Annotated in this window: 26 protein-coding genes and 1 riboswitch; of the genes, 6 read left to right on the top strand and 20 right to left on the bottom strand. The window is 75.1% G+C overall.

The window, feature by feature from the left end; genetic code table 11:
• The first annotated feature begins 89 nt into the window (after positions 1-89).
• Positions 90-449 carry a helix-turn-helix domain-containing protein gene (locus ACBR40_RS03660; RefSeq protein WP_344216289.1) on the top strand — a complete coding sequence of 120 codons (360 nt, stop codon included), beginning with the start codon at positions 90-92 and terminating at the stop codon, positions 447-449.
• A 10-nt stretch (positions 450-459) separates the two neighbouring features.
• On the opposite strand, the gene ACBR40_RS03655 is transcribed toward ACBR40_RS03660, so the two are convergent.
• Positions 460-897 (bottom strand): SRPBCC family protein, encoded by a 438-nt coding sequence (locus ACBR40_RS03655; protein ID WP_371247368.1) that lies wholly within the window; start codon positions 895-897, stop codon positions 460-462.
• A 64-nt stretch (positions 898-961) separates the two neighbouring features.
• On the opposite strand from ACBR40_RS03655, the gene ACBR40_RS03650 reads away from it, so the two are divergent.
• Positions 962-1,792, top strand: a complete 831-nt coding sequence (locus ACBR40_RS03650; protein ID WP_371247367.1) for an AraC family transcriptional regulator — start codon at positions 962-964, stop codon at positions 1,790-1,792.
• A gap of 5 nt (positions 1,793-1,797) precedes the next feature.
• Here the strand turns inward: ACBR40_RS03650 and ACBR40_RS03645 are convergent, their stop codons facing one another.
• Both ACBR40_RS03645 and ACBR40_RS03640 read right to left on the bottom strand, forming a co-directional pair.
• The gene (locus ACBR40_RS03645) at positions 1,798-2,523 is read right to left on the bottom strand and encodes an SDR family NAD(P)-dependent oxidoreductase (RefSeq protein WP_371247366.1); all 726 of its coding nucleotides are present in this window, start codon (positions 2,521-2,523) and stop codon (positions 1,798-1,800) included.
• Entirely contained in the window at positions 2,520-3,431 is a 912-nt protein-coding gene (locus tag ACBR40_RS03640; RefSeq protein ID WP_371247365.1) for an NAD(P)-dependent oxidoreductase, read from the bottom strand. Before ACBR40_RS03640 ends, ACBR40_RS03645 begins: the two co-directional genes overlap by 4 nt.
• A gap of 89 nt (positions 3,432-3,520) precedes the next feature.
• Positions 3,521-3,588, top strand: a riboswitch (guanidine-III (ykkC-III) riboswitch).
• 16 nt (positions 3,589-3,604) lie between these two features.
• Between ACBR40_RS03640 and ACBR40_RS03635 the strand changes: the two genes are divergently transcribed.
• On the top strand, positions 3,605-3,928 hold the full coding sequence (locus tag ACBR40_RS03635) for a multidrug efflux SMR transporter (protein WP_344216299.1): 324 nt from the start codon (positions 3,605-3,607) through the stop codon (positions 3,926-3,928).
• A 54-nt stretch (positions 3,929-3,982) separates the two neighbouring features.
• Here ACBR40_RS03635 and ACBR40_RS03630 read toward each other — a convergent pair whose 3' ends face one another.
• Both ACBR40_RS03630 and ACBR40_RS03625 read right to left on the bottom strand, forming a co-directional pair.
• Positions 3,983-4,600: a DedA family protein gene (locus ACBR40_RS03630; protein ID WP_344216301.1), complete on the bottom strand. Its 618-nt coding sequence runs from the start codon at positions 4,598-4,600 to the stop codon at positions 3,983-3,985.
• Positions 4,601-4,671: 71 nt separating this feature from the next.
• A complete protein-coding gene (locus tag ACBR40_RS03625; protein WP_344216303.1) occupies positions 4,672-5,640 on the bottom strand; it encodes a WYL domain-containing protein in 969 nt (322 codons plus the stop codon).
• Positions 5,641-5,701: 61 nt separating this feature from the next.
• On the opposite strand from ACBR40_RS03625, the gene ACBR40_RS03620 reads away from it, so the two are divergent.
• On the top strand, positions 5,702-6,049 hold the full coding sequence (locus ACBR40_RS03620; RefSeq protein ID WP_344216305.1) for a hypothetical protein: 348 nt from the start codon (positions 5,702-5,704) through the stop codon (positions 6,047-6,049).
• A gap of 7 nt (positions 6,050-6,056) precedes the next feature.
• Here ACBR40_RS03620 and ACBR40_RS03615 read toward each other — a convergent pair whose 3' ends face one another.
• The 12 genes from ACBR40_RS03615 to ACBR40_RS03560 form a co-directional block, all read right to left on the bottom strand.
• Entirely contained in the window at positions 6,057-6,695 is a 639-nt protein-coding gene (locus ACBR40_RS03615; RefSeq protein WP_371247364.1) for an NAD(P)-dependent oxidoreductase, read from the bottom strand.
• 84 nt (positions 6,696-6,779) lie between these two features.
• Complete coding sequence (locus ACBR40_RS03610) at positions 6,780-7,394, bottom strand: SRPBCC family protein (RefSeq protein WP_371247363.1); 615 nt, start codon at positions 7,392-7,394, stop codon at positions 6,780-6,782.
• Positions 7,381-7,746 (bottom strand): metalloregulator ArsR/SmtB family transcription factor, encoded by a 366-nt coding sequence (locus tag ACBR40_RS03605; protein WP_344216311.1) that lies wholly within the window; start codon positions 7,744-7,746, stop codon positions 7,381-7,383. The genes ACBR40_RS03610 and ACBR40_RS03605 overlap by 14 nt, the downstream gene beginning before the upstream one ends.
• 49 nt (positions 7,747-7,795) lie before the next feature.
• On the bottom strand, positions 7,796-8,401 hold the full coding sequence (locus tag ACBR40_RS03600; protein ID WP_371247362.1) for an energy-coupling factor transporter transmembrane protein EcfT: 606 nt from the start codon (positions 8,399-8,401) through the stop codon (positions 7,796-7,798).
• On the bottom strand, positions 8,398-9,072 hold the full coding sequence (locus tag ACBR40_RS03595) for an ABC transporter ATP-binding protein (RefSeq protein ID WP_344216314.1): 675 nt from the start codon (positions 9,070-9,072) through the stop codon (positions 8,398-8,400). The genes ACBR40_RS03600 and ACBR40_RS03595 overlap by 4 nt, the downstream gene beginning before the upstream one ends.
• Before the next feature lie 12 nt (positions 9,073-9,084).
• Positions 9,085-10,257: a thiolase family protein gene (locus tag ACBR40_RS03590; protein WP_371247361.1), complete on the bottom strand. Its 1,173-nt coding sequence runs from the start codon at positions 10,255-10,257 to the stop codon at positions 9,085-9,087.
• Positions 10,254-11,630 carry an AMP-binding protein gene (locus ACBR40_RS03585; RefSeq protein ID WP_371247360.1) on the bottom strand — a complete coding sequence of 459 codons (1,377 nt, stop codon included), beginning with the start codon at positions 11,628-11,630 and terminating at the stop codon, positions 10,254-10,256. The genes ACBR40_RS03590 and ACBR40_RS03585 overlap by 4 nt, the downstream gene beginning before the upstream one ends.
• 7 nt (positions 11,631-11,637) lie before the next feature.
• Entirely contained in the window at positions 11,638-12,246 is a 609-nt protein-coding gene (locus ACBR40_RS03580) for a biotin transporter BioY (RefSeq protein ID WP_371247359.1), read from the bottom strand.
• Between the two features lie 119 nt (positions 12,247-12,365).
• A complete protein-coding gene (locus tag ACBR40_RS03575; protein ID WP_371247358.1) occupies positions 12,366-12,569 on the bottom strand; it encodes a hypothetical protein in 204 nt (67 codons plus the stop codon).
• Entirely contained in the window at positions 12,566-13,084 is a 519-nt protein-coding gene (locus tag ACBR40_RS03570; RefSeq protein ID WP_364462574.1) for a GNAT family N-acetyltransferase, read from the bottom strand. The genes ACBR40_RS03575 and ACBR40_RS03570 overlap by 4 nt, the downstream gene beginning before the upstream one ends.
• 27 nt (positions 13,085-13,111) lie before the next feature.
• Complete coding sequence (locus ACBR40_RS03565) at positions 13,112-13,678, bottom strand: XRE family transcriptional regulator (RefSeq protein WP_364462571.1); 567 nt, start codon at positions 13,676-13,678, stop codon at positions 13,112-13,114.
• Between the two features lie 42 nt (positions 13,679-13,720).
• A complete protein-coding gene (locus tag ACBR40_RS03560; RefSeq protein WP_344216327.1) occupies positions 13,721-14,545 on the bottom strand; it encodes a nitroreductase/quinone reductase family protein in 825 nt (274 codons plus the stop codon).
• A gap of 352 nt (positions 14,546-14,897) precedes the next feature.
• On the opposite strand from ACBR40_RS03560, the gene ACBR40_RS03555 reads away from it, so the two are divergent.
• Positions 14,898-15,143, top strand: coding sequence for a hypothetical protein (locus ACBR40_RS03555; protein WP_371247357.1), 246 nt, complete (start codon positions 14,898-14,900; stop codon positions 15,141-15,143).
• 13 nt (positions 15,144-15,156) lie between these two features.
• On the opposite strand, the gene ACBR40_RS03550 is transcribed toward ACBR40_RS03555, so the two are convergent.
• Entirely contained in the window at positions 15,157-15,816 is a 660-nt protein-coding gene (locus ACBR40_RS03550) for a response regulator (protein WP_371247355.1), read from the bottom strand.
• Positions 15,813-16,997: a sensor histidine kinase gene (locus ACBR40_RS03545; RefSeq protein WP_371247354.1), complete on the bottom strand. Its 1,185-nt coding sequence runs from the start codon at positions 16,995-16,997 to the stop codon at positions 15,813-15,815. The genes ACBR40_RS03550 and ACBR40_RS03545 overlap by 4 nt, the downstream gene beginning before the upstream one ends.
• A gap of 122 nt (positions 16,998-17,119) precedes the next feature.
• Between ACBR40_RS03545 and ACBR40_RS03540 the strand changes: the two genes are divergently transcribed.
• Positions 17,120-18,151, top strand: a complete 1,032-nt coding sequence (locus ACBR40_RS03540) for a DUF418 domain-containing protein (RefSeq protein ID WP_371247353.1) — start codon at positions 17,120-17,122, stop codon at positions 18,149-18,151.
• Here ACBR40_RS03540 and ACBR40_RS03535 read toward each other — a convergent pair.
• Complete coding sequence (locus ACBR40_RS03535; protein ID WP_371247352.1) at positions 18,099-18,665, bottom strand: TetR/AcrR family transcriptional regulator; 567 nt, start codon at positions 18,663-18,665, stop codon at positions 18,099-18,101. The genes ACBR40_RS03540 and ACBR40_RS03535 overlap by 53 nt on opposite strands.
• Positions 18,666-18,705: the final 40 nt, after the last annotated feature.

Below are 18,705 nucleotides of genomic sequence, written 5' to 3'. Positions count from 1 at the left end.
CCCATCCTGTCCACTACCGGTAGGGTTGACCAGTACGGACTATTTAGTCAGGTACTTACCAAAAAGTAAGTACGGCTGGGAGAGAGCGGATGGCGTCATCGGCACGACGGGGTCCCTACTTCTGCGGCATCGACGCGGCCATGGACGTGGTCGCCGGCAAGTGGAAGTCCCTCATCCTCTGGGAGCTGCACCACCACGGCACCCGCCGGTTCGCCGAGCTGCGCCGCGGCCTGCCGGGCGTCAGCGAGAAGATGCTGGTCCAGCATCTGCGCGAGATGGAGGAGGACGGCCTGGTGCACCGCGAGGTCTACCGCGAGGTGCCGCCGAAGGTCGAGTACTCCCTGACCGAGCACGGCGTCTCGCTCAACGCGGCGCTCGCCCCCCTCGGCGCCTGGGGCACCGAACGCATGGGGCGCATCGGCGCGGCGAAGGTCTCCGTGGACGCCTGAAGCCCCGAGGTCACCTCCGCCGCTCGGCCGCCGCCAGGGCGGCGAGCCCCCGCAGGCTGTGACGGAACACCGCCTTGGCCGCCGGCCGCACCAGCGGCCATCCGGCCCGCCCCAGCGCCCCGAACGGCACCAGCAGCTCCTCCGTCCAGATCACCCGGCTGCCGCTCCCGAGCGCCCGCACCCGGAACGCGCCCCGGCCGCGCACCAGCCGCCCGGTGTGCTCCATCACCACCAGCTCGGGCGGCTCCCACCGGGTGATCGTCATCGTGTCCATGAACCCGACCGGCCCCACCCCGGTGTAGGCCTCGACGGCGTCAGGGGCCACCTGGCGGGTGCTGGTCAGGAACATCCACTCCCGCTGCCTGGCCCAGTCGGTGAGCAGCGCGAACACCTGCTCGGGCGGCGCCGCCACCTCGACGGCGGCGCCGACGTACACGGCTCTGCCCACGTCGCCTCCTGTCTCTCCTCGCTCCCCCCTACCCCGCGCGCCCGGTGCTAGAGTCCCGTCCGGGATGGACGACCTGAGCGAGCATCTGCAGCCGGTCCCCGGGCAGCGGCTGCGCTTCGGCCACGGCGCCGAGGGCATCGAACGGCTGGAGGCGAGACTCGTCGGCGCGGCGTTCGCCACCCACCGCCACGACACCTACGCCCTCGGCGTGACGCTGTCCGGCGTGCAGACCTTCCGCTACCGGGGCGAGCGGCGGCACTGCCTGCCGGGCGAGTGGCACGTCCTGCATCCCGACGAGCCGCACGACGGCGCGGCCGGCAGTGACGAGGGGTTCGGCTACCGCATCCTGTACGTGGATCCGTTCCTGGTGCGGGAGGCGCTGGGCGGCGGGCCGCTGCCGTTCGTGGCCGACCCGATCGTCGCGTCGTCAGGGATGGACCCGTCGCTGCTGGCCTGCCTGCGCCGGATGGACGAGCCGCTGGGCGCGTTCGCCCGGCTGGAGGTCGCGGTGCTGGTGGCCGACGCGCTGCGCAGGCACGCCGGCGGCCCCGTACAGGACGGTCCCGGGCCGCTGGCGGTGGCGGCGCTGGCGCGGGTGCGCGAGCTGATCGCGGCCGACCCGGCCGCGCGGCTGACGGTGGCGGAGCTGGAAGGTGTGTCGGGGCTCGACCGGTGGACGCTGGCCCGCCAGTTCCGCGCCGCCTTCGGCACCAGCCCGACCCGCTTCCGCACGATGCGCCGGCTCGACGTCGTACGGCGGGCGCTGCGGCACGGCACGCCGCTGGGCGAGGCGGCCCTGGAGGCGGGCTTCGCCGACCAGGCCCACATGACGCGCATGTTCAAGCGCGCCTACGGCCTCACCCCGGGCCGCTGGCTGGCCGCCCTGCGCCCCTAGCTGTGCTACAGGCCGCCGGCGACGTTCATGACGGCGCCGGTCACGTACGACGCCTCGTCCGACAGCAGCCACGCCACCGCCGCCGCGATCTCCTCCGGCCGCCCGGGACGCCCCAGCGGGACCCGCTCGGCCACCCGCCACGCCCGTCCGGGCTCGCCCGCCCGCGCGTGGATCGAGGTGTCGATGGTGCCCGGCGACACGGCGTTGACCCGCACCTCGGGGGCGAGCTCCTTGGCCAGGCCGATCGTCATGGTCTCCACGGCGGCCTTGGTGGCGGCGTAGGCGACGTACTCGCCGGGCGATCCGGTGCGGGCCGCGACCGACGAGATCGTCACGATGGCCCTCCCGCCCGCCGGCCGTCCCCGCCACCGCCGGGCCGCCTCCCTGCACAGGCGCAGCGGCGCGACCAGGTTGACCTCGACCACGCGCCGCAGGTCGTCGTCCGTCAGCTCGGTGAACGGGCCGAGCCGTCCGGTGACGCCCGCGTTGTTCACCAGCCCGGTCACCTCGCCCATCACCTCACCCATCGCCTCGGCCGCGGCGAACAGCGTCCCGGGGTCGTCCCTGACGTCGTGGCGCAGGCCGCGGACCCGCGGCCCGAGCCGCCGTTCCAGCTCCCGCGCCTCCTCGTCGGAGCCGGAGTGCGTGAACAGCACGCTCGCGCCGCCCGCGCTCAGCCGCTCCACGATGCTGCCGCCGATCCCCCGTGAGCCGCCGGTGACGATGATCACGCTGTCCGTCCTCTCTCCGTCCTGGCCTCGATCGCGCGGATCACGGCCACCATGTCGAGCCCGCCGTGCCCCAGCCGCAGCGTCTCGGCGAACAGCGCGTGGCAGACGTCCAGCAGCGGCGCGGCCACGCCGCGCTCCCGCGCCGCCTCGGCGATGAGCCGGTTGTTCTTCAGCACGTCCGCGACGGCCGCCTGGGCGGCGAAGTCGCCCTCGACCAGTTTGCGGGCCTTGACCCGCGAGACGTCGCTGGCCATCGGCCCGGCGCCGAGCACCCGCGCGAACGTCTCCATGTCCAGCCCGTGCCGGGCGGCGAAGTGGGCCGACTCGGCCAGCCCGCTCACCATCGTGATGAGGAACAGGTTCACCGCCAGCTTCATCAGCAGCGCCCCGGGGACCGGCCCGCACGGGACCGTCCCGGAGCACATCGGGGCCAGCAGCGGCCGTACCTCCTCCACGGCGCCCGCCTCGCCCGCCAGCATCGCCACGAGCCGGCCGGCCTCGGCGGGGCCGCGCGAGCCCGACACCGGGGCCTCCACGTACCGGCCGCCGGCCGCGAGCACGTCGCCGGCCAGCGCCGCCGAGTACGCGGGCGCGGTCGTCCCCATGTGCACCACGATCCGGCCGGACACGCGTGACGCGAAGCTCGGGGTGCCGCGGCCCAGCACGGCGTCCACGGCGGCCTCGTCGGCCAGCATGAGCAGCACCACCCGCGCCAGCCGGAACAGCTCGTCCGGGTCCGCCGCCACCCGCGCCCCGGCCGCCCGCGGCGCCTCGGCGCGGGACGGGGTCCGGTTCCACACCACGAGCGGCGCGCCGGCCCTGGCCAGATTGACCGCCATGGGCTGCCCCATGAGGCCCAGCCCGGCGAACCCCACCGTCATCCGCCCCACCTCCCTCTCCAGCGGCATCCGTTGTAGCGGAGGGAGCGGGCGCGGGTCTTGAACGGTTGTGATCGGGCAGACCGGAATAGGAGCGGCGGACGGGCCGTTGTCGTGGACGCGGGCCCCGATCCGGTGGCCCGCCCGGACGAGACGCGCCGTACCCGGCCTGCAAAGACGACGCTCCCTGGGAAGGAGCCGTCATGGCCTGGTTGTTGATCATCGCCGCCGGTCTGTTCGAGGTCGTCATGGCCTACTCGCTCAAGCTCACCAACGGGTTCTCCGCGCTCTGGCCGAGCGTCGCCTTCGGCGTGTCCGCGGTGCTGTCGTTCGGGCTGCTCGCGATGGCGCTGAAGAACCTGGAGGTCGGCACCGCCTACGCGGTGTGGACCGGCATCGGCGCCGTCGGCACCGCCACGCTCGGCATGATCGCGCTCGGCGAGGACACGTCCCCGCTGAAGCTGATCTCGATCGGGCTCATCCTCCTCGGCGTCGTCGGCCTCAACCTGGCCGGCGCCGGCCACTGACGGAAAGATCCCCGCCCTCGGGCCAGGCGGCCCGAGGGCGGGGATCTGGCCGGGTCAGCGGCGCGCCGCCTTCTTCTCCTTGCGCCGCTCGGCCACCCGTACCCCGATGAACACCAGCACGGCGGCCACGACGATCCCGATCACCACGTTGGTGCCGACCCCCACGTACGTCTCCACGAGATGCCACTGCTCCCCGAGCAGGTAGCCGGCGTAGACGAAGATGACGTTCCAGATCAGGCTGCCCCCGGTGGTGAGGAGCAGGAACATGGGCAGCGGCATGCGCTCCACCCCCGCCGGGATGGAGATGAGGCTGCGGAAGACGGGGATCATCCGTCCGAAGAAGACCGTCTTGCGGCCGTGCCGCTGGAAGAACGCCTCGGTCTTCTCGATGTCGGACGTCTTCAGCAGCGGCATCCGCTCCACCAGGCGGATCACGCGGTCGCGCCCGAGCATCGCGCCCACCCAGTACAGCGCCAGCGCCCCGACGACGGAGCCGATGGTGGTCCACACGATCACGTCCAGCAGGTCCAGCTCCCCCTGGCTGGCGGTGAAACCCGCCATGGGCAGGATCACCTCGCTGGGCAGGGGCGGGAAGAGGTTCTCCAACGCGATCGCGAGGCCCGCCCCTGGGGCCCCCAGCGTCTCCATCAGTCCGATGAGCCAGTCAGTCATGAGCCTCAAGGCTAGAGATGATCAGATAAGTTCGGAATGAGGCTGCTGCCCGACCCAACCGGGGGTAAACCTCACCCCTCCGGCCGCACCGCTGCCTCGGGCGCGTAGCGGGCGACGAGTTCGGCGCCGATCCTGGCCAGCTCGGCGCGCACCTCCTCCGGCTCGACGACCTCCGCCTGGGCGCCCCAGCCGGCGAGCTGCTCGGCGATCGACAGGGCCATCGGGGCGGCGACCCGTACCCGGGCCCGGCCGTCCGGCTCGTGCCCGAGCACCTCGCAGTGGCGTCCGAAGTGGTCGCGCAGGACCCCGGCGTGCCGCCCGGCGACGAGCACCACCGCCGTCACGAGGGAGCGGCGGCGCTCGACCTCGCCGACGACGCGCTCCCATTCCGCCGCGAGGTCGAAGCCGTCCGGCCGCTCGGCGGGCAGCTCGGTGGGCTCGGCGGCGGTGACGCGGTCCACCCGGTACGTCCGCCGGCCCGCCTCTGTGCCCGCCACGAGGTACCACAGGCCGTCCTTGTCCACCAGCCCGAGGGGATCGACCAGCCGCTCGGCCGGCTCGCCGCCCTTGCGGGCGTAGGTGAGGCGCACCTTGCGCCCGGCGACGACCGCGTCCTGCAGCGTCCGGACCAGGGCGGGCGGCTCCCGTCCCGCCTCACCCCAGCCGGCCGGGTCCGACACCACCGCCCGCGCGGCCGCCTCGGCGTCCGCGCGGAAGGTGGCCGGCAGCGCCCGTACGAGCTTGCGCAGGGCCGAGGTGAGCGCCGGCGCGGCGGGCGTGGCCGGGCCGAGGAGCAGGAACAGCGCCCGCGCCTCGGCGGCCGTCAGCCCGGTCAGGTCCGTACGCGCCCCGCCCACCAGCGACCAGCCGCCCCCGCGTCCCGGCTGCGGGTAGACGGGGATGCCCGCGGCCGACAGCGCCTCCAGGTCGCGGCGGGCGGTGGCGACGGAGATCTCCAGCTCCCCGGCCAGCTCCGAGGCGGTCAGGCGGCCGCGTCCCTGGAGCAGGAGGAGGGCGGCGACCAGGCGGTCTGCGCGCATGCGTTCATCCTGGCAGGAAAAGGACTCAGGGGATGAGCACTTTGGGCGCGATGATGGACCCATGGAGATCTTCGAGGACGCCGCCGCCTGGCGGGACTGGCTGGAGCGGCACGCCGGCAGCGCGAGCGAGGTGTGGGTCGTGCTCGCCAAGAAGGGCACCGTCGAGCCGACCCGGCTGACGTACGAGGAGGCGGTGGAGGAGGCCCTGTGCCACGGCTGGATCGACGGGCTGACCCGCTCGCGGGACGCGGCGACCTACCTGCAGCGCTACACCCCGCGCCGGCCGCGCAGCGCCTGGTCGCGGTCGAACGTGGACCGGGTGGCGCGGCTGACGGCGGCCGGCCGGATGCGCCCCGCCGGGCTCGCGGCCGTCGAACGGGCGCGGGCCGACGGCCGCTGGCCCGCCTGATCCCTGGTCAGGAGGTCACGTACACGACGTGGCCGGCGCTCGCCGGATCGTCCAGGAGGGAGAGCATGCAGTCGGCCGTGTCGGCGCGCACGGTGCTGTGGCCGCCCCTGACGCAGCGGTCCCAGGAGGTGCGGTAGCGGCCGGTGGGCGGGGCGTCGCGCAGCCGGCCGGGCCGGACGACGGTCCAGTCGAGGCCGGCGCGGCGCAGCAGCTCCTCCGAGGCCGCGAGGTCGGCGTAGGAGTGGCGGAACAGCGGTTGCACGATGAGCGGCTTGAGCACGTACCGGGTGAAGGGGCCGTCGCCCGCGTCGGCCACCATGCCGGCCGCGCCGACGGTCAGCACGCGCCGCACGCCGGCGCGGCGCATGGCCTCGGTGATGGCGGCGACGCTGCCGGAGTGGACGGTGGTGGGGCCGCGTTCGCGGCTGCCCATGGCGCTGAGCACGGCGTCACGGCCCGCGACGCCGGGGGCGACGGCGGCGGGGTCCATGACGTCGGCCTCGACGACCTCGACGCGGTCACGGAGCCCGGCGGGCAGCCGGGCGGCGGCGCGTACGACGGCGGTGATCTCGTGGCCCCGGTCGAGGCCCTGACGGACCAGTTCGAGCCCGATGCCGCCGGTCGCTCCGAAGACTGCCAGCCTCATGGGCGTCCCCTTTCTCGGAGGGGTTAGTGAATGTTCACTCACCACCCTACCTCCGAGCCCCGCCGCCCACCCGGCCGGTCCGATCTAGGCGCCGGGCTCCGGGGCGTAGAAGGAGGTGACGGCGGTCACGTGGGCGGCCGCCTGTCCGGCCGGGATGCCGGCCGCCTCCTCCGCCGCGCCCCACGCCCGGGCCGAGGCGGTGATGACCTGCCGGCCCTCCGGGGTCAGGTGGAAGGTGTCCTCACCTGCCTTCTCGCCGCCGGAGAGGTGCAGGGCCAGGCCGAGCAGCCCGAGGTCCCAGCCGACGCCGACCCCGCCGCAGCCGAACCCCTCCCACATCTTCGGCGGGACCTCGGCGACGTGCCGCAGCTCGAACAGGGTGGCGCCGCCCTCGGACGTCAGCTCGACCTCGACCTCCGACAGGCCGGGGGCGTCGCCCATCGCCCAGCTCACCTTGAACCGCCGGGGCGGCACGCACTCCAGGATCTCGCCGCCGGCGTTGCCCTCGAACTGGTATCTGCCGCCGAGCCGCAGCTCGCCGCTCACCGGCAGGAACCAGCGCTTGAGCCGGTCGGCGTCGGTGCAGGCGTCCCACACGTCCTCGATCTCGGCCTCGTAGCGGCGGCGGATGACCAGCTCCTTGCGCTCGCCGTCGAACAACTCCCGGTGCGCCCGGGTGATCTCGTCAACCATGTTCATCAGGGGTCTCCTTCTTCTCGGTGGCCGGTCTGCGTTCGCGCCTGCCGCGGGCCAGCTCGGTGGCCAGGGCGTCGAGGCGCTGGTCCCAGAACCCGCGGAAGCGCTCCAGCCAGAGGTCGACCTCACGCAGCGGCCCGGCCTCGACGGCGTAGAGCCGCCGGGTGCCCGCGGCCCGCACGCTGGCGAACCCGTTGTCGCGCAGCACCCGCAGGTGCTGCGAGACGGCCGGCTGGGAGATGCCGAACTCTTGCTGGATGACGGCGGTGACCTCGCCGGAGCTTCGCTCACCGCCGGCGAGGAGCTCCAGGATCCGGCGCCGGACCGGATCGCCGAGGACGTCGAATGCGTGCACGACCCGAGTATTTCAGGTCCTGCTTATATAAGTCAAACTTGAGATAAGGTCAGTCGTCCAGGCCGCGGGCGCTCAGCGCCTCGCCCAGGGCGTCGGCGTGCCGCAGCGCGCCGACCACCAGCGGCACCGCGAAGGCCCGCAGGCTGCGCTCGACCCCGCGGGCCCGCTGCGCGTCGCGTACCCGGCCCGCCAGGTCCGCCAGCACCGGCACCGTCCTGATCGTCAGCGACAGCAGCAGCGACAGCCGGAACGGGTCCAGCCCGACCAGCCGCGCCGGGGCCATCAGCCGCTCCAGCACGGCCATCATGTCCGAGGTGCGCGTGGTGATCGTCACCAGCCCGGCCAGCGCCACGGCCACCACCACCCGCAGGGTCGTGACGGCCGCCCCTTCCAGACCGACGAACGCCCACTGCAGGGCGAACAGCGCCACCGCGAACCAGCGCACCGGCCGCACCTGCGCCCACGCCGCCACCACGCCGACGCGGGACAGGGCGTACAGGGCCGCCGTGAGCACCGCCGCGCCCCCCAGCGCGAGCGGCGAGCTCAGCAGCACCAGGGCCGTGCAGACGACGGCGAGCCCGACCAGCTTGGCCCCGGCGGGCAGCCGGTGCAGCGGCGAGGCGCCGGGGACGTAGGCACCGGTCCTGCCGTTCACGCCATGAGCTTCCGGTAGTGGCCGACGGCCTCCTCGGGCGCGCCGTCGGCGACCACGCGGCCCTCGTCGAGCACGAGCACGCGGTCGAAGCCGGCCAGCAGCGGCAGGTCGTGGGTGACCACCACGACCTGCTGCGGCAGCTCGCGCAGCAGGTCGGCCACCTGGCGCGAGTGGCGCAGGTCGAGCAGCGTGGTGGGCTCGTCCATGACGATCACCTGCGGCTCCAGGACCATCACCGAGCACAGCGCGAGGAGCTGCTTCTGCCCGCCGGACAGGTGATGGGCCGGATGGTCGGCGTGACCGGCTAGGCCGTAGCGGCCGAGGACCTCGGCGACCCGCCGGTCGGCCTCCTCGCGGGGCAGGCGGTGGCGGCGCAGCGAGAACGCGACGTCCTCGGCCACCGTCGGCATGACGATCTGGGCGTCGGGGTCGGTGAACAGGAAGCCGACCTCGCGCCTGATCCTCGCCGCGTGGCGGCGGGTGTCCAGGCCGAGCACGGTCACGGTGCCGGACGTCGGCAGCGCCAGGCCGTTGATCAGGCGCGCGAGCGTGCTCTTGCCGGAGCCGTTGGCCCCGACCACGCCGATCCGCCGCTCGCCGAGCGAGGCGGTGACGCCGCGCAGCACGTCCCGCTCGCCGAGCCGGACCCGCACGTCCGCGAACTCGATCACGTTCCCCCCACTTCACACCACCTCGAACAGGGCCGCCACGCCCATGCCGCCGCCGACGGCCGCCGCGGCCAGGCCCAGCGTGCCGGGCGGGGCTCCGCCGCGTACCAGCCGGGTGAACAGCCGGGTCACCACGACCGCGCCGGTCGCTCCCCAGGGGTGGCCGAGCGCGAGCGCGCCGCCGCCCGGGCAGACGCGGCCGGCGTCGGCGCCGAGCGGGTCGAGCCCGAGGGCGTCGGTGACGGCCAGCACCTGGGCGGCGAACGCCTCCACGAGCTCCACGGCCGCCACCTCTTCGATGCCGATCCCGGCACGCGCCAGCACGCGCTGTACGGCGGGGACCGGGCCCCAGCCGGGCAGCGCGGGGTCGCAGCCGGTCACGGCCCCGGCGACCAGCCGCAGCCCGGGCCGGCCGGCGCGCAGCCGTTCCGGCACGACGGCGACGGCCGCCGCGCCGTCGCTGATCGGGGAGGAGTTGCCGGCCGTCACCGATCCCGCTGACGGGGGCGTGGTGAAAGCGGCCGGAAGACGGGCCAGGGACGCCACGCGCAGCGGGCGCGGGCGCTGGTCGTCGTGCCGGCCGCCGACCGGGACGATCTCCTCGGTGAACGCGCCCGCGTCGCGGGCGGCGAGCGCGGCGGCGTGGCTGCGGGCGGCGTAGGCGTCCTGGCGGGCGCGGGTGATGCCGCGCGCGGCGGCCAGCGCCTCGGCGGCGGGTCCCATGTCGGGGTCCGGGTGGCCGTCCGGCGCGAACGGCGCCCGCGCGTAGGGCTCGCTCTCCCCCCTGCGGGTACGCAGCGGCGCGGTCGAGGCGCTCTCGGCCCCGCCCGCGATCACCAGCTCCGCCTCCCCCGCCCGTACGGCCTGCGCCGCCACGAGGATCGCGGCCAGCCCGCTGCCGCACTGCCGGTCCACGGTGAGGCCGGGCACCTCGTTCCCCAGCCCGGCCGCCAGCGCCGCGACCCTGGCCACGTTGCCGCCGGGGCCCATGCAGTTGCCGAGCACGACGTCGTCCACGGGGGTCCCGTCGAGGCGGGCGTCGCGGGCGACGGCGGCGACGACCGGGGCGGCCAGCAGCTCGACGGCGAGGTCCTTGTAAGCGTGCCCGGCCGTGCCGATGGGCGTGCGGCGGGCCGCCACGACGACGGGCGCGCCGGGATCGGCCGCCCTGATGCCGGAGCCGGTCACGTCAGCCGCCTGATGCCGGGGTCGCCGCCGGCCAGGCGGGACGCGACCAGCGCGCGGGCCGGCTTGCCCGCGCCGGTGCGGGGCAGGCTGGGCACCGCGTACCAGCGGCGGGGCCGCTGCGCCGCGTCCAGCCCGCTCCGGGCCACCGCCTCCAGCAGCGCCCGGGGCGGCGGCGCGCCGCCGTCGCCCTCGACGACCGCGGTCACCACCGAGCCCAGGGACGGGTGCGGCGAGCCGATCACCACGATGTCGCCGACGCCGGGCACCTTGCGCAGCACCTCCTCGACGTCCTCGGGCACGACGGTGGCCCCGCCGGTCTGGATCGCGCCGTCACCGCGCCCGCGCAGCCGCAGCGGCTCCCCCGGCCGGTAGGGGCGGGCGACGTCGCCGACGGTCATCCAGCCGTCGCCGTCGCGGCGGAGCGGCCCGCTCGCGCCGCCCAGGTAGCCCTCGGCCAGCCAGGGCGAGCGCGCCCATACCTCCCCCAGCCCGCCCGCGCCGGGCCGGACCTCGATCTCGGTCTCGGGGAACGGGCGCAGCCCCGCCCCGTCGGCGTCGGCGGCGACGAATGACAGCTCGCTCGCCCCGTAGTAGGCCACCACCCGGATGCCGGCCCGTTCGGCGGCCGTTCGTACGCCGGGGGCGAGCGCGGCCCCGCCCGCCACGGCGGCGCGTACCGATCCGGGGGCGGCCAGCACGGTGGGCAGCAGGTGCGGCACCAGGTGCACGACCGTGGCCAGGTCCAGGTGCGCGGCCAGGCTCTCGGGGCCGCGGCCCGTCGGCCGGCGGCCGGGGACGAGCGCGGTCGCGCCGATGGCGAGGGCGTGCACGGCGGCGAAGGCGTACAGGGAGGACCACAGCGGTCCCGGCACCAGCACCACGTCGTCGGCGCTCATCCCGGCCAGGTCCGCCAGGTGCGGGAACGATCCCGCCCAGGAGGCGCGGGTGCGCACGATCGCGCGGGGGCGGCCGGTGCTGCCGGAGGTGAAGCAGGCCCAGGCGAGGTCGCCGGGCGCGGGAGCGGGGACGATCGCGGGGCCGGGCGCGGCCGGCAGCGGCTCGTCGACCAGCAGGTCCGGGGGCGCGGCGGCGAGCATGCGCGCCCAGCGCGGCCGGTCCCAGGCCGGGTCGCCGACGAGCGGGGTGGCCCCGGCGAGGTCGGCCGCCAGCACGGCGGTCAGCAGCGCGACCGGATCGGCGAGCCCGATCGCGACGAGCGACCCGGGCCGTACGCCCCGGCCGCGCAGCCGCCGCGCGGCGCCGTGGACGTCGCCGGCCAGCCCGGCGTAGGTGAGCTCGCGGCCCGGTCCGCGGAGCGCGACGGCGCCGGGGCGGGCGGCGGCGTGCCGCAGGACGTGTGCTGCTACCGGCATGAACCGCTCAACGCCCCCAGCCCGAGCGGAGCCGTTCGCGGTGCACGGCGGGCACCGCGTCCGGATAGGCCCGCTGGACGCCCCGCGCCACGACCGAGGCCAGCACCGCCTTGATGACGTCGCCGGGCAGGAAGACGGCGCTGAGCGCCGCGGCGGCCGGCAGCGACGCGCCCGTGACCAGCGCCTGCACGGGGATGCCGAACAGGTAGATCACGCCGATGCCGCCGACCAGGCAGGCCACGACGAGCTGGAGCAGGCTCGGGCTGCGGCCGGCCCGCTCGGTGAGCCAGCCGGTCACGGCCGCGCCCGGCAGCCAGCCGATGAGGAACCCGGCGGAGGGCCCGATGAACGCGCCCAGCCCGCCGCGCCCGCCCGCCAGCAGCGGCAGCCCGGCCGCCACCAGCACCAGCAGGACGGCGACGGCCAGCGCGCCCCGCCACGCGCCGAGGATCACCCCGGCCAGCATCACGCCCAGGGTCTGGAGCGTGATCGGGACCAGGTTGCCGAAGACGTTGACCGAGCCCGGCAGCCCGAGCACGGCGATGAGCGCGGCGAACACCGCCACCCTCGCCAGGTCTCCGGTGGGGAACCGTCGCCACTTGCCTGCATTCTTCATGAAGTCGATCTCACACCAGAACGGCATGCTTCGGTCATGGAGGGTTCCCACAACAATCCGGCCGTTCATCTGCGATCGAACGATACCCTCCGGCAGCCGGTGGACAGGTTGAGGGGTCTTCACACTCTGGCGATGAGCACGGACCATGCCGCGTCAGCCGGAGCGCGAATCAGGACCTTGCTCACTGTCAGGTCGACCAACCGCCGCGCCGTCACGGACGGGCGAACCGGCGTCGGCGACGCGGCCGGCGCGGCGGAACAGCCGCAGATCGTCAGGACGGACAGCACAAGTCCGAGGCATCTGCGCGTCGGCACGGTGATCACCGGAGGTCCTTGTAGAAGAAGCTGCAGGCGGCCGGCGTGCCGTCCGGGGAGGCGGCGTAGCCGGGGACGATGCCGTAGCGGGTCCAGCCGCCGGTGAGGTAGACGTGCTCGGCGGTGCTGCCGGTCTCGGTGTCGAGCATCAGCAGGTGGACGCCGGCGGCGAGCGCGGCCCGCTCGGCGGTGGCGAGCAGCGCGCGGGACAGGCCGCGGCCCCGGGCGTCGCGGTGGACCATGAGCTTGATGATCTCGCCACGGTAGCGGGAGTTGGGCTTGGTGGCCAGGGCGAGGCCGATCGTGCCGGCGACGCCGGAGTCGTCACGGGCGACCCAGACCCGCAGGGTGCCCGCGGCCACGGCCGGGGCCTGGGCCCGCCACCAGGCCGCGGCCTCCTCCAGGCTGAACGGCGACAGGAAGCCGACGGACGCGCCGTCGTCTACGGCGTCGGCGAGCAGAACGGCCAGATCCTTGATCGCGGCGTCGAACTCCTCGGCCGGCAGCAGGTCGATGGCGTACATGCGCGAGGTCCTTCCAGCAGTGGGGGGTCAGGGCAGGACGACGAGGATGACGTAGCGGGCCGGGCCGGGGCCCGGGCAGTGGAAACGGGAGGCGCCCCACAGCAGGAAGCGCAGGCAGTCGCCGGCGTCGAGGGCGTGCGTGCGGCCGTTCGCGGTGATCTCGACCGTGCCCTCCAGCACCCAGATGTGCTGCTCCAGGCCGGGGACGGGCGGCACGTCGTACGCGATGTCCGCGCCGGGCCGCAGCGTCCCCTCCACGACCTCGCCGCGCAGCCCCGGGTGCGGCGGCGAGACCGACCGGCGGACGAAGCCGGACTCCTCGTCGCGCCACACCCGCTGCTCCGCCGCGCGCACCAGCAGCGGCGGCTCCGTCTCGACCTCGGCCAGCAGCCGCGACAGGGTCCGCTCGTAGACGGCGCAGAGCTTGTTGAGCAGGGCGGCGGTGGGGCTGATCTCCGCGCGTTCGAGCCTGGACAGGGTGGACCGGCTGACGCCGGCGCGGGCGGCCAGCTCGTCGAGCGACCACCCGCGCTCGACGCGCAGCTCCGCCAGCCGGCCCGCGAGCCGGGCGTCCAGCTCCTCCGCGCTTCTCATATCCGGGATGTTATCCCACATCCGGGACAAGCGGCGGAAGGGCTACAGGGCGTTGAGCAGCGGGACGAGCTGCTCCTCCTCGTGGTCGAGATGCGCCTCCAGCTCCGCCGTCAGCCGCTCGACCTCGGCCAGCAGCGCGTCCGGGGCGACGTCGTCGGCCGCGAGCAGCGTACGCAGCTCCTCCAGCAGCCGCGCCACGACGGCGTGCTCGGCCCGCAGCCGCTCCAGCGCCGGCCCCAGCTCCGGATGGCGTCCCTCCAGCCCGGGGAACATGAAGTCGTCCTCGCGCGCGTGGTGCACGTGCAGCCCCTGGCAGAGGGTCAGGCAGTTGACCTTGAGCTGGGCGGCCACGCGCGGGCCCGAGGCGGCGACCTCGGCGCGGATGAGGGCCAGCTCCCGGCGGAAGGCGTCGTGCAGGCGCTTGAGCCCGTCGCCCATCGGGCCGGCGGGCGGGCCGGGATCGGCGGCGACGAGCGCGACCACCGGCAGGACGCGCCCGGACTTCGTCTCGTAGTCGGCCCAGCCCGGGCTCTGCTCGACGGCGCGGGCGAACAGCCGGTCGCGTTCCTCGCCCGTGAGCACGACCGCCTCGGCCTGGTAGGTGAACGTGCCGTCCTCGACGGTGACGCGAGGGTCGGCGCGCAGGTTGTGGTACCAGGCCGGGTGGCGGGGCGAGCCGCCCGCCGAGGCGATGACGAGGACGCGGTCGCCGTCGGGCAGGCACCCGACCGGTACGGTGTGCGGCGCGCCGCTACGGGCGCCGGTGGTGGTCAGCAGGAGCAGCCTGGCGCCCTCGAAGGGGCCGCCGACCCGGCCGCCGTTGGCGCGGAACTCGTCGATGATCTGCTGGTTGAAGTCCATGGGCATGCGTGTTCGTCACTCCGTGCGCAGGTGTGTGAGAAGTCGGCGGGCATGGGAGAACCCGCACGGCATGCCGTCAGAGCGAGCGGGACGGGCCGACTACACCGTCCGTGGCATGGGATGACGCGCGGGGATCCGGTGGTCAGGCACGACCGAACGTGTGAGTGTTCACGGCGTCATCCCCTTTGATCGGGCGCCTCCATGCCGCCGCCGTACTCCCCGGCCGGCGTCACGCGACGCGACGGCCATTACACGCGCCTTCTGTGGATCTTGTCAAGCGCGGCCGGGAACGTTATCCGGGGCGTGCGGCGGGAAGGGAGATGCGATTCTGGGCGAATCCCACGGGAGGGACGGTCGTATGAGCATGCCGCCGTTAGGGACGCATGTCTGGTTCGGCGACGACGACAGCACGTTCTCCATGGACCTGCGCGTGACCGTCGTCGGCCGGACCCCGGCCGACCTGCGCGCCCGCGCGCTCGACGAGGCCCGCCTGTTCTACGGCGGGCGGGCCGAGCACGCGGGCGTCACCGTTCTCAGCGCCGACGTGGAGAAGGCGGACGACGGCTACCGCGCGACCGTGGTGTTCCGCCAGGTGACCGGCTGAGCCGCGGCCCCCGTCACGGGGCGTCCGTCAGGCGGGTCTCGTAGGCCCAGGAGGCGATGCCCACGCGGTTGCGTACGCCGAGCTTCGCCTGGATGGCGGAGATGTGTCCCTTCACGGTGCTGAGGGAGATGAAGAGCTCGGCGGCGATCTCCGGGTTCGTACGCCCCCGCGCGACCGCACGGGCCACCTCCGCCTCGCGCTCCGACAGCGGCGACGCCGGACGCCGGTCGCCCGGCGCCTGACCGGCGGCCGTGACGTGGCGGAGCAGGCGCAGGGTGAGCGACGGGGAGATCAGGGCGTCTCCCGCGCTGGCCGCCCGTACCGCCTCCACCAGCAGGGCCGGTCCTGCGTCCTTGAGCACGAAGCCGACGGCCCCGCCGCGGAGCGCGCCGTGGACGTACTCGTCGAGGCCGAACGTCGTGACGACGACCACCCGCAGCGGAGAAGGGACGCCCGGCCCTGCGAGCGCGCGGGTCACCTCGATGCCGTTCGAGCCGGGCATCTGGACGTCGACCAGGCACACGTCCGGACGCAGCCGCCGGGCCAGCGCGATCGCCCGGTCGCCGTCCGCGGCCTCGGCGACGACGCGGATGTCGGGCTGGTCCTCCAGGATGACCCGCAGGCTGGCCCGGACGAGCGCCTGGTCGTCGGCGAGCAGGACGCTGATGCTCATGGCGGCTCCGATCCGGTGGGCGGGGGCAGCGGGAGTGCGGCGCGCACGGACCAGCCCGGCGCGCCGGGGCGCGGGCCGGCGTGCAGGGTGCCGCCGAGTGCCGTCACGCGTTCGCGCATGCCGAGCAGGCCGTAGCCCGTGGCGGCGCGCCGGCGGCGGGCGGGGGCGGGCGGGGCGTCGTCGGTGATCTCGACGGTGAGCGTGCCGGGCTCGCGGGCGACGGTGACGTGGACCGAGCGGGCGGCGCGGGCGTGGCGGGAGACGTTCGTCAGGGCTTCGCGGACGACGCGGTAGACGGTGCCGGCGATCTCCGGCGGCCAGGCGGCTTCGTCCTCGTCGTGCGCGGGCAGGCGCAGGTGGACGGGCGGGCCGTCGAAGCGGGCGGCGAGGCCGGCGAGGGTCTCCGGGGGCGGCGCGGGCGGGGCCGCGTCGCGGAGCAGGCCGACGAGGCGGCGCATCGCGGCCAGGGCGTCGGCGCCGGCGGTCTCGATGCCGGTCAGGGCGCCGCCGACGCGTTCCGGCCGGCGGCGGGCCAGCACCTGGGCGGCCTGCGACTGCAGGACGATGCCGGTGACGTGGTGCGCGACGACGTCGTGCAGCTCGCGGGCGAGCTGGAGGCGTTCGTGGCGGCGTACGGCCTCGGCCATGGCCGCGCGGCGGGCGGCCAGCGCACGCGCGCCGAGCCCGGCCGCCAGCCCGGCCAGCCACGTCACGGCGTTCAGCGCGGTCACGGGCGGGAGCCCGGTGGCGGGCCGCAGGGCGGTCGCGGCGACCACGGCCGGCCCGCCCAGGGCGACGGCGCAGGCGGCGCGGGGCGCGAGGGTCCGTACGGCCGAGGCGGTGAGCACGGCCAGCGCCAGCGCCGCGGCGGGCCCCGGCTCGGCGGGCAGCCCGGCGAGGCGGGACACCAGCGCGGCCGACAGCGCCACGAGCTGTCCCGCGACCGCCGCGAGCACCCTCCCCCGGCGCCGCGCCAGCGCGATCGCGGACACGACCGCCCCCGCCACGCACCCGAACGGCACGTAGCCGGGCCCCCAGGAGGTCGCCACGCTGTACGCCCAGAACGCCTGCAGACCGGCGAGGATCACGCCGAGCCCGAGGTCCGCCACGGCGGCGCTCACGGCGAACGCTCGGTCGCCGGGCGTCCAATGCCGCGCGGCCGGCTGGTCCCGGTCAGTCACGCCGCTCAGGTTAGAAGCCGCGCCCTTCCCGCCGTACCGGCCGAAAGTATGACTCCCGCCGCCCGCGAACCCTGCTTCCGGCCCGTACCGCCGCTTCCGCGCGGTCCCGAGGATGTGGGGCCATGTCACAAGAACATCTGACGACACGGGACGCGCGCCCCAGGATCGTGGCGCTCGACGTGATCCGCGGTCTCGCGCTCTGCGGGATCCTGGTGGCCAACGTCCAGCCCATCGCGCACGCCGGCGACGCCCTGGCCGTGCGGACCGGCGGCGGCGACGCCGGTGACGCCTGGCTGGGGCTGCTGGTCCACCAGCGGTTCTTCCCGATCTTCTCGTTGCTGTTCGGCGTGGGCTTCTCCCTGCTGCTGGAGTCTGCCGGGCGGCGGGTGGGACGGCCGCGGCTGCTCCTGCTGCGCCGGCTCCTGGCGCTGCTCGCGCTGGGCCTGGCTCACATGTTCCTGCTGTGGTACGGCGACATCCTGACCGTGTACGCGGTCACCGGCCTCGTGGTGCTGCTGCCCTCCTCCTGGTTGCCGCGCCGGGCGGTGACCTGGCTGGCGGGCGTGGTCGTCGTGGCCGCGCTCGCGACGGGGGCGGGGACGTTCGGGCTGGTGCCGGGGCTGTTCCTGCTGGGTTCGGCGCTCACCAGGTACGGCGTGACCGCGCGGATCGAGGACTCCACCCGCGTGCCGGTCCTGCTGTGCCTGGCCTTCTCGGCCGCGGCGGCGCCGCTGGCCTGGCTGCAGAACGGCACGGGCGACCCGCGGGCGATGGGGGCCGCCGGGCTGCTGACCGCGGGCGCGTACGTCTGCGCCGTGCTCGTGCTGCTGCGCACCCCGCTGCGGGCGGTTCTGCGGGCCGTGTTCGCCCCGCTCGGGCGGATGGCGTTGACCAACTACCTGACGGCCACCGTGCTGGTCCTGCTGACCGCCCGCCTGGCAGGCGGCTCGCCGGACGGCTGGTCCACGGCGACGGTGCTGTCGATCGCGGGCGGCGTCCTCGTTTCGCAGTGGGTCTGGTCGACCTTGTGGCTGCGGTGGTTCCGTCAGGGGCCGCTGGAGTGGGCGTGGCGGTGGGCGACCTGGGCCCGCCGGCCGCCCTTCAGGCGAGGGAGTCGATCCAGCGCTCCAGCCGGCGTCCTTCCGCCCGCATGAGGGCGGGGTCGCGGAAGGTGTTGGTCAGCAGCGACACCCCCTGGTACGCGGCCAGCAGGGCGACCGCGAGCTCGCGCGCGTCGTCCCGCCCCATGGCGGCGAACTGCCGTTCCATCCAGTCGAGCAGCGCCCCCATGACGGCGGCGATGGCCCGGTCGAGGCCGTCGTCGCGTTTGTCCAGCTCGGAGGCGAGGGTGCCGGTGGGGCAGCCGAAGCGGGCGGTGAGGTCGCTCTGCCCGACCCAGCCGCCGACGAGGGCCTTGAGCCGGTCCCGGGGGTCGGGGAGCCCGTCGAGCCGGGCGGTCAGGGTCTCCAGCTCGCGGCCGTGGGTGTCGATGGCGGCCCCGATGAGCTGGTCCTTGGTCTTGAAGTAGTAGTAGACGTTGCCGACCGGGACGTCGGCCGCGCGGGCGATGTCGGCGAGCGTGGTCTTCTCGACGCCCTGCTCGTGCAGGACCCGGGCGGCGGCCGCGGCGAGCCGCTCGCGCTTGCCCGCCCTGATTGAGTCAGTCACCTCACTCACTATAGACAACCGCTCCGGCCGTCCGCTATGG

The organism is Nonomuraea sp. AD125B (genome assembly GCF_041402765.1).
In the GTDB taxonomy this organism is placed as follows: Bacteria; Actinomycetota; Actinomycetes; order Streptosporangiales; family Streptosporangiaceae; genus Nonomuraea; species Nonomuraea bangladeshensis.
The sequence above is the reverse complement of the archived record's forward strand: the minus strand, read 5'-3'. Positions and strand labels throughout refer to the sequence as shown.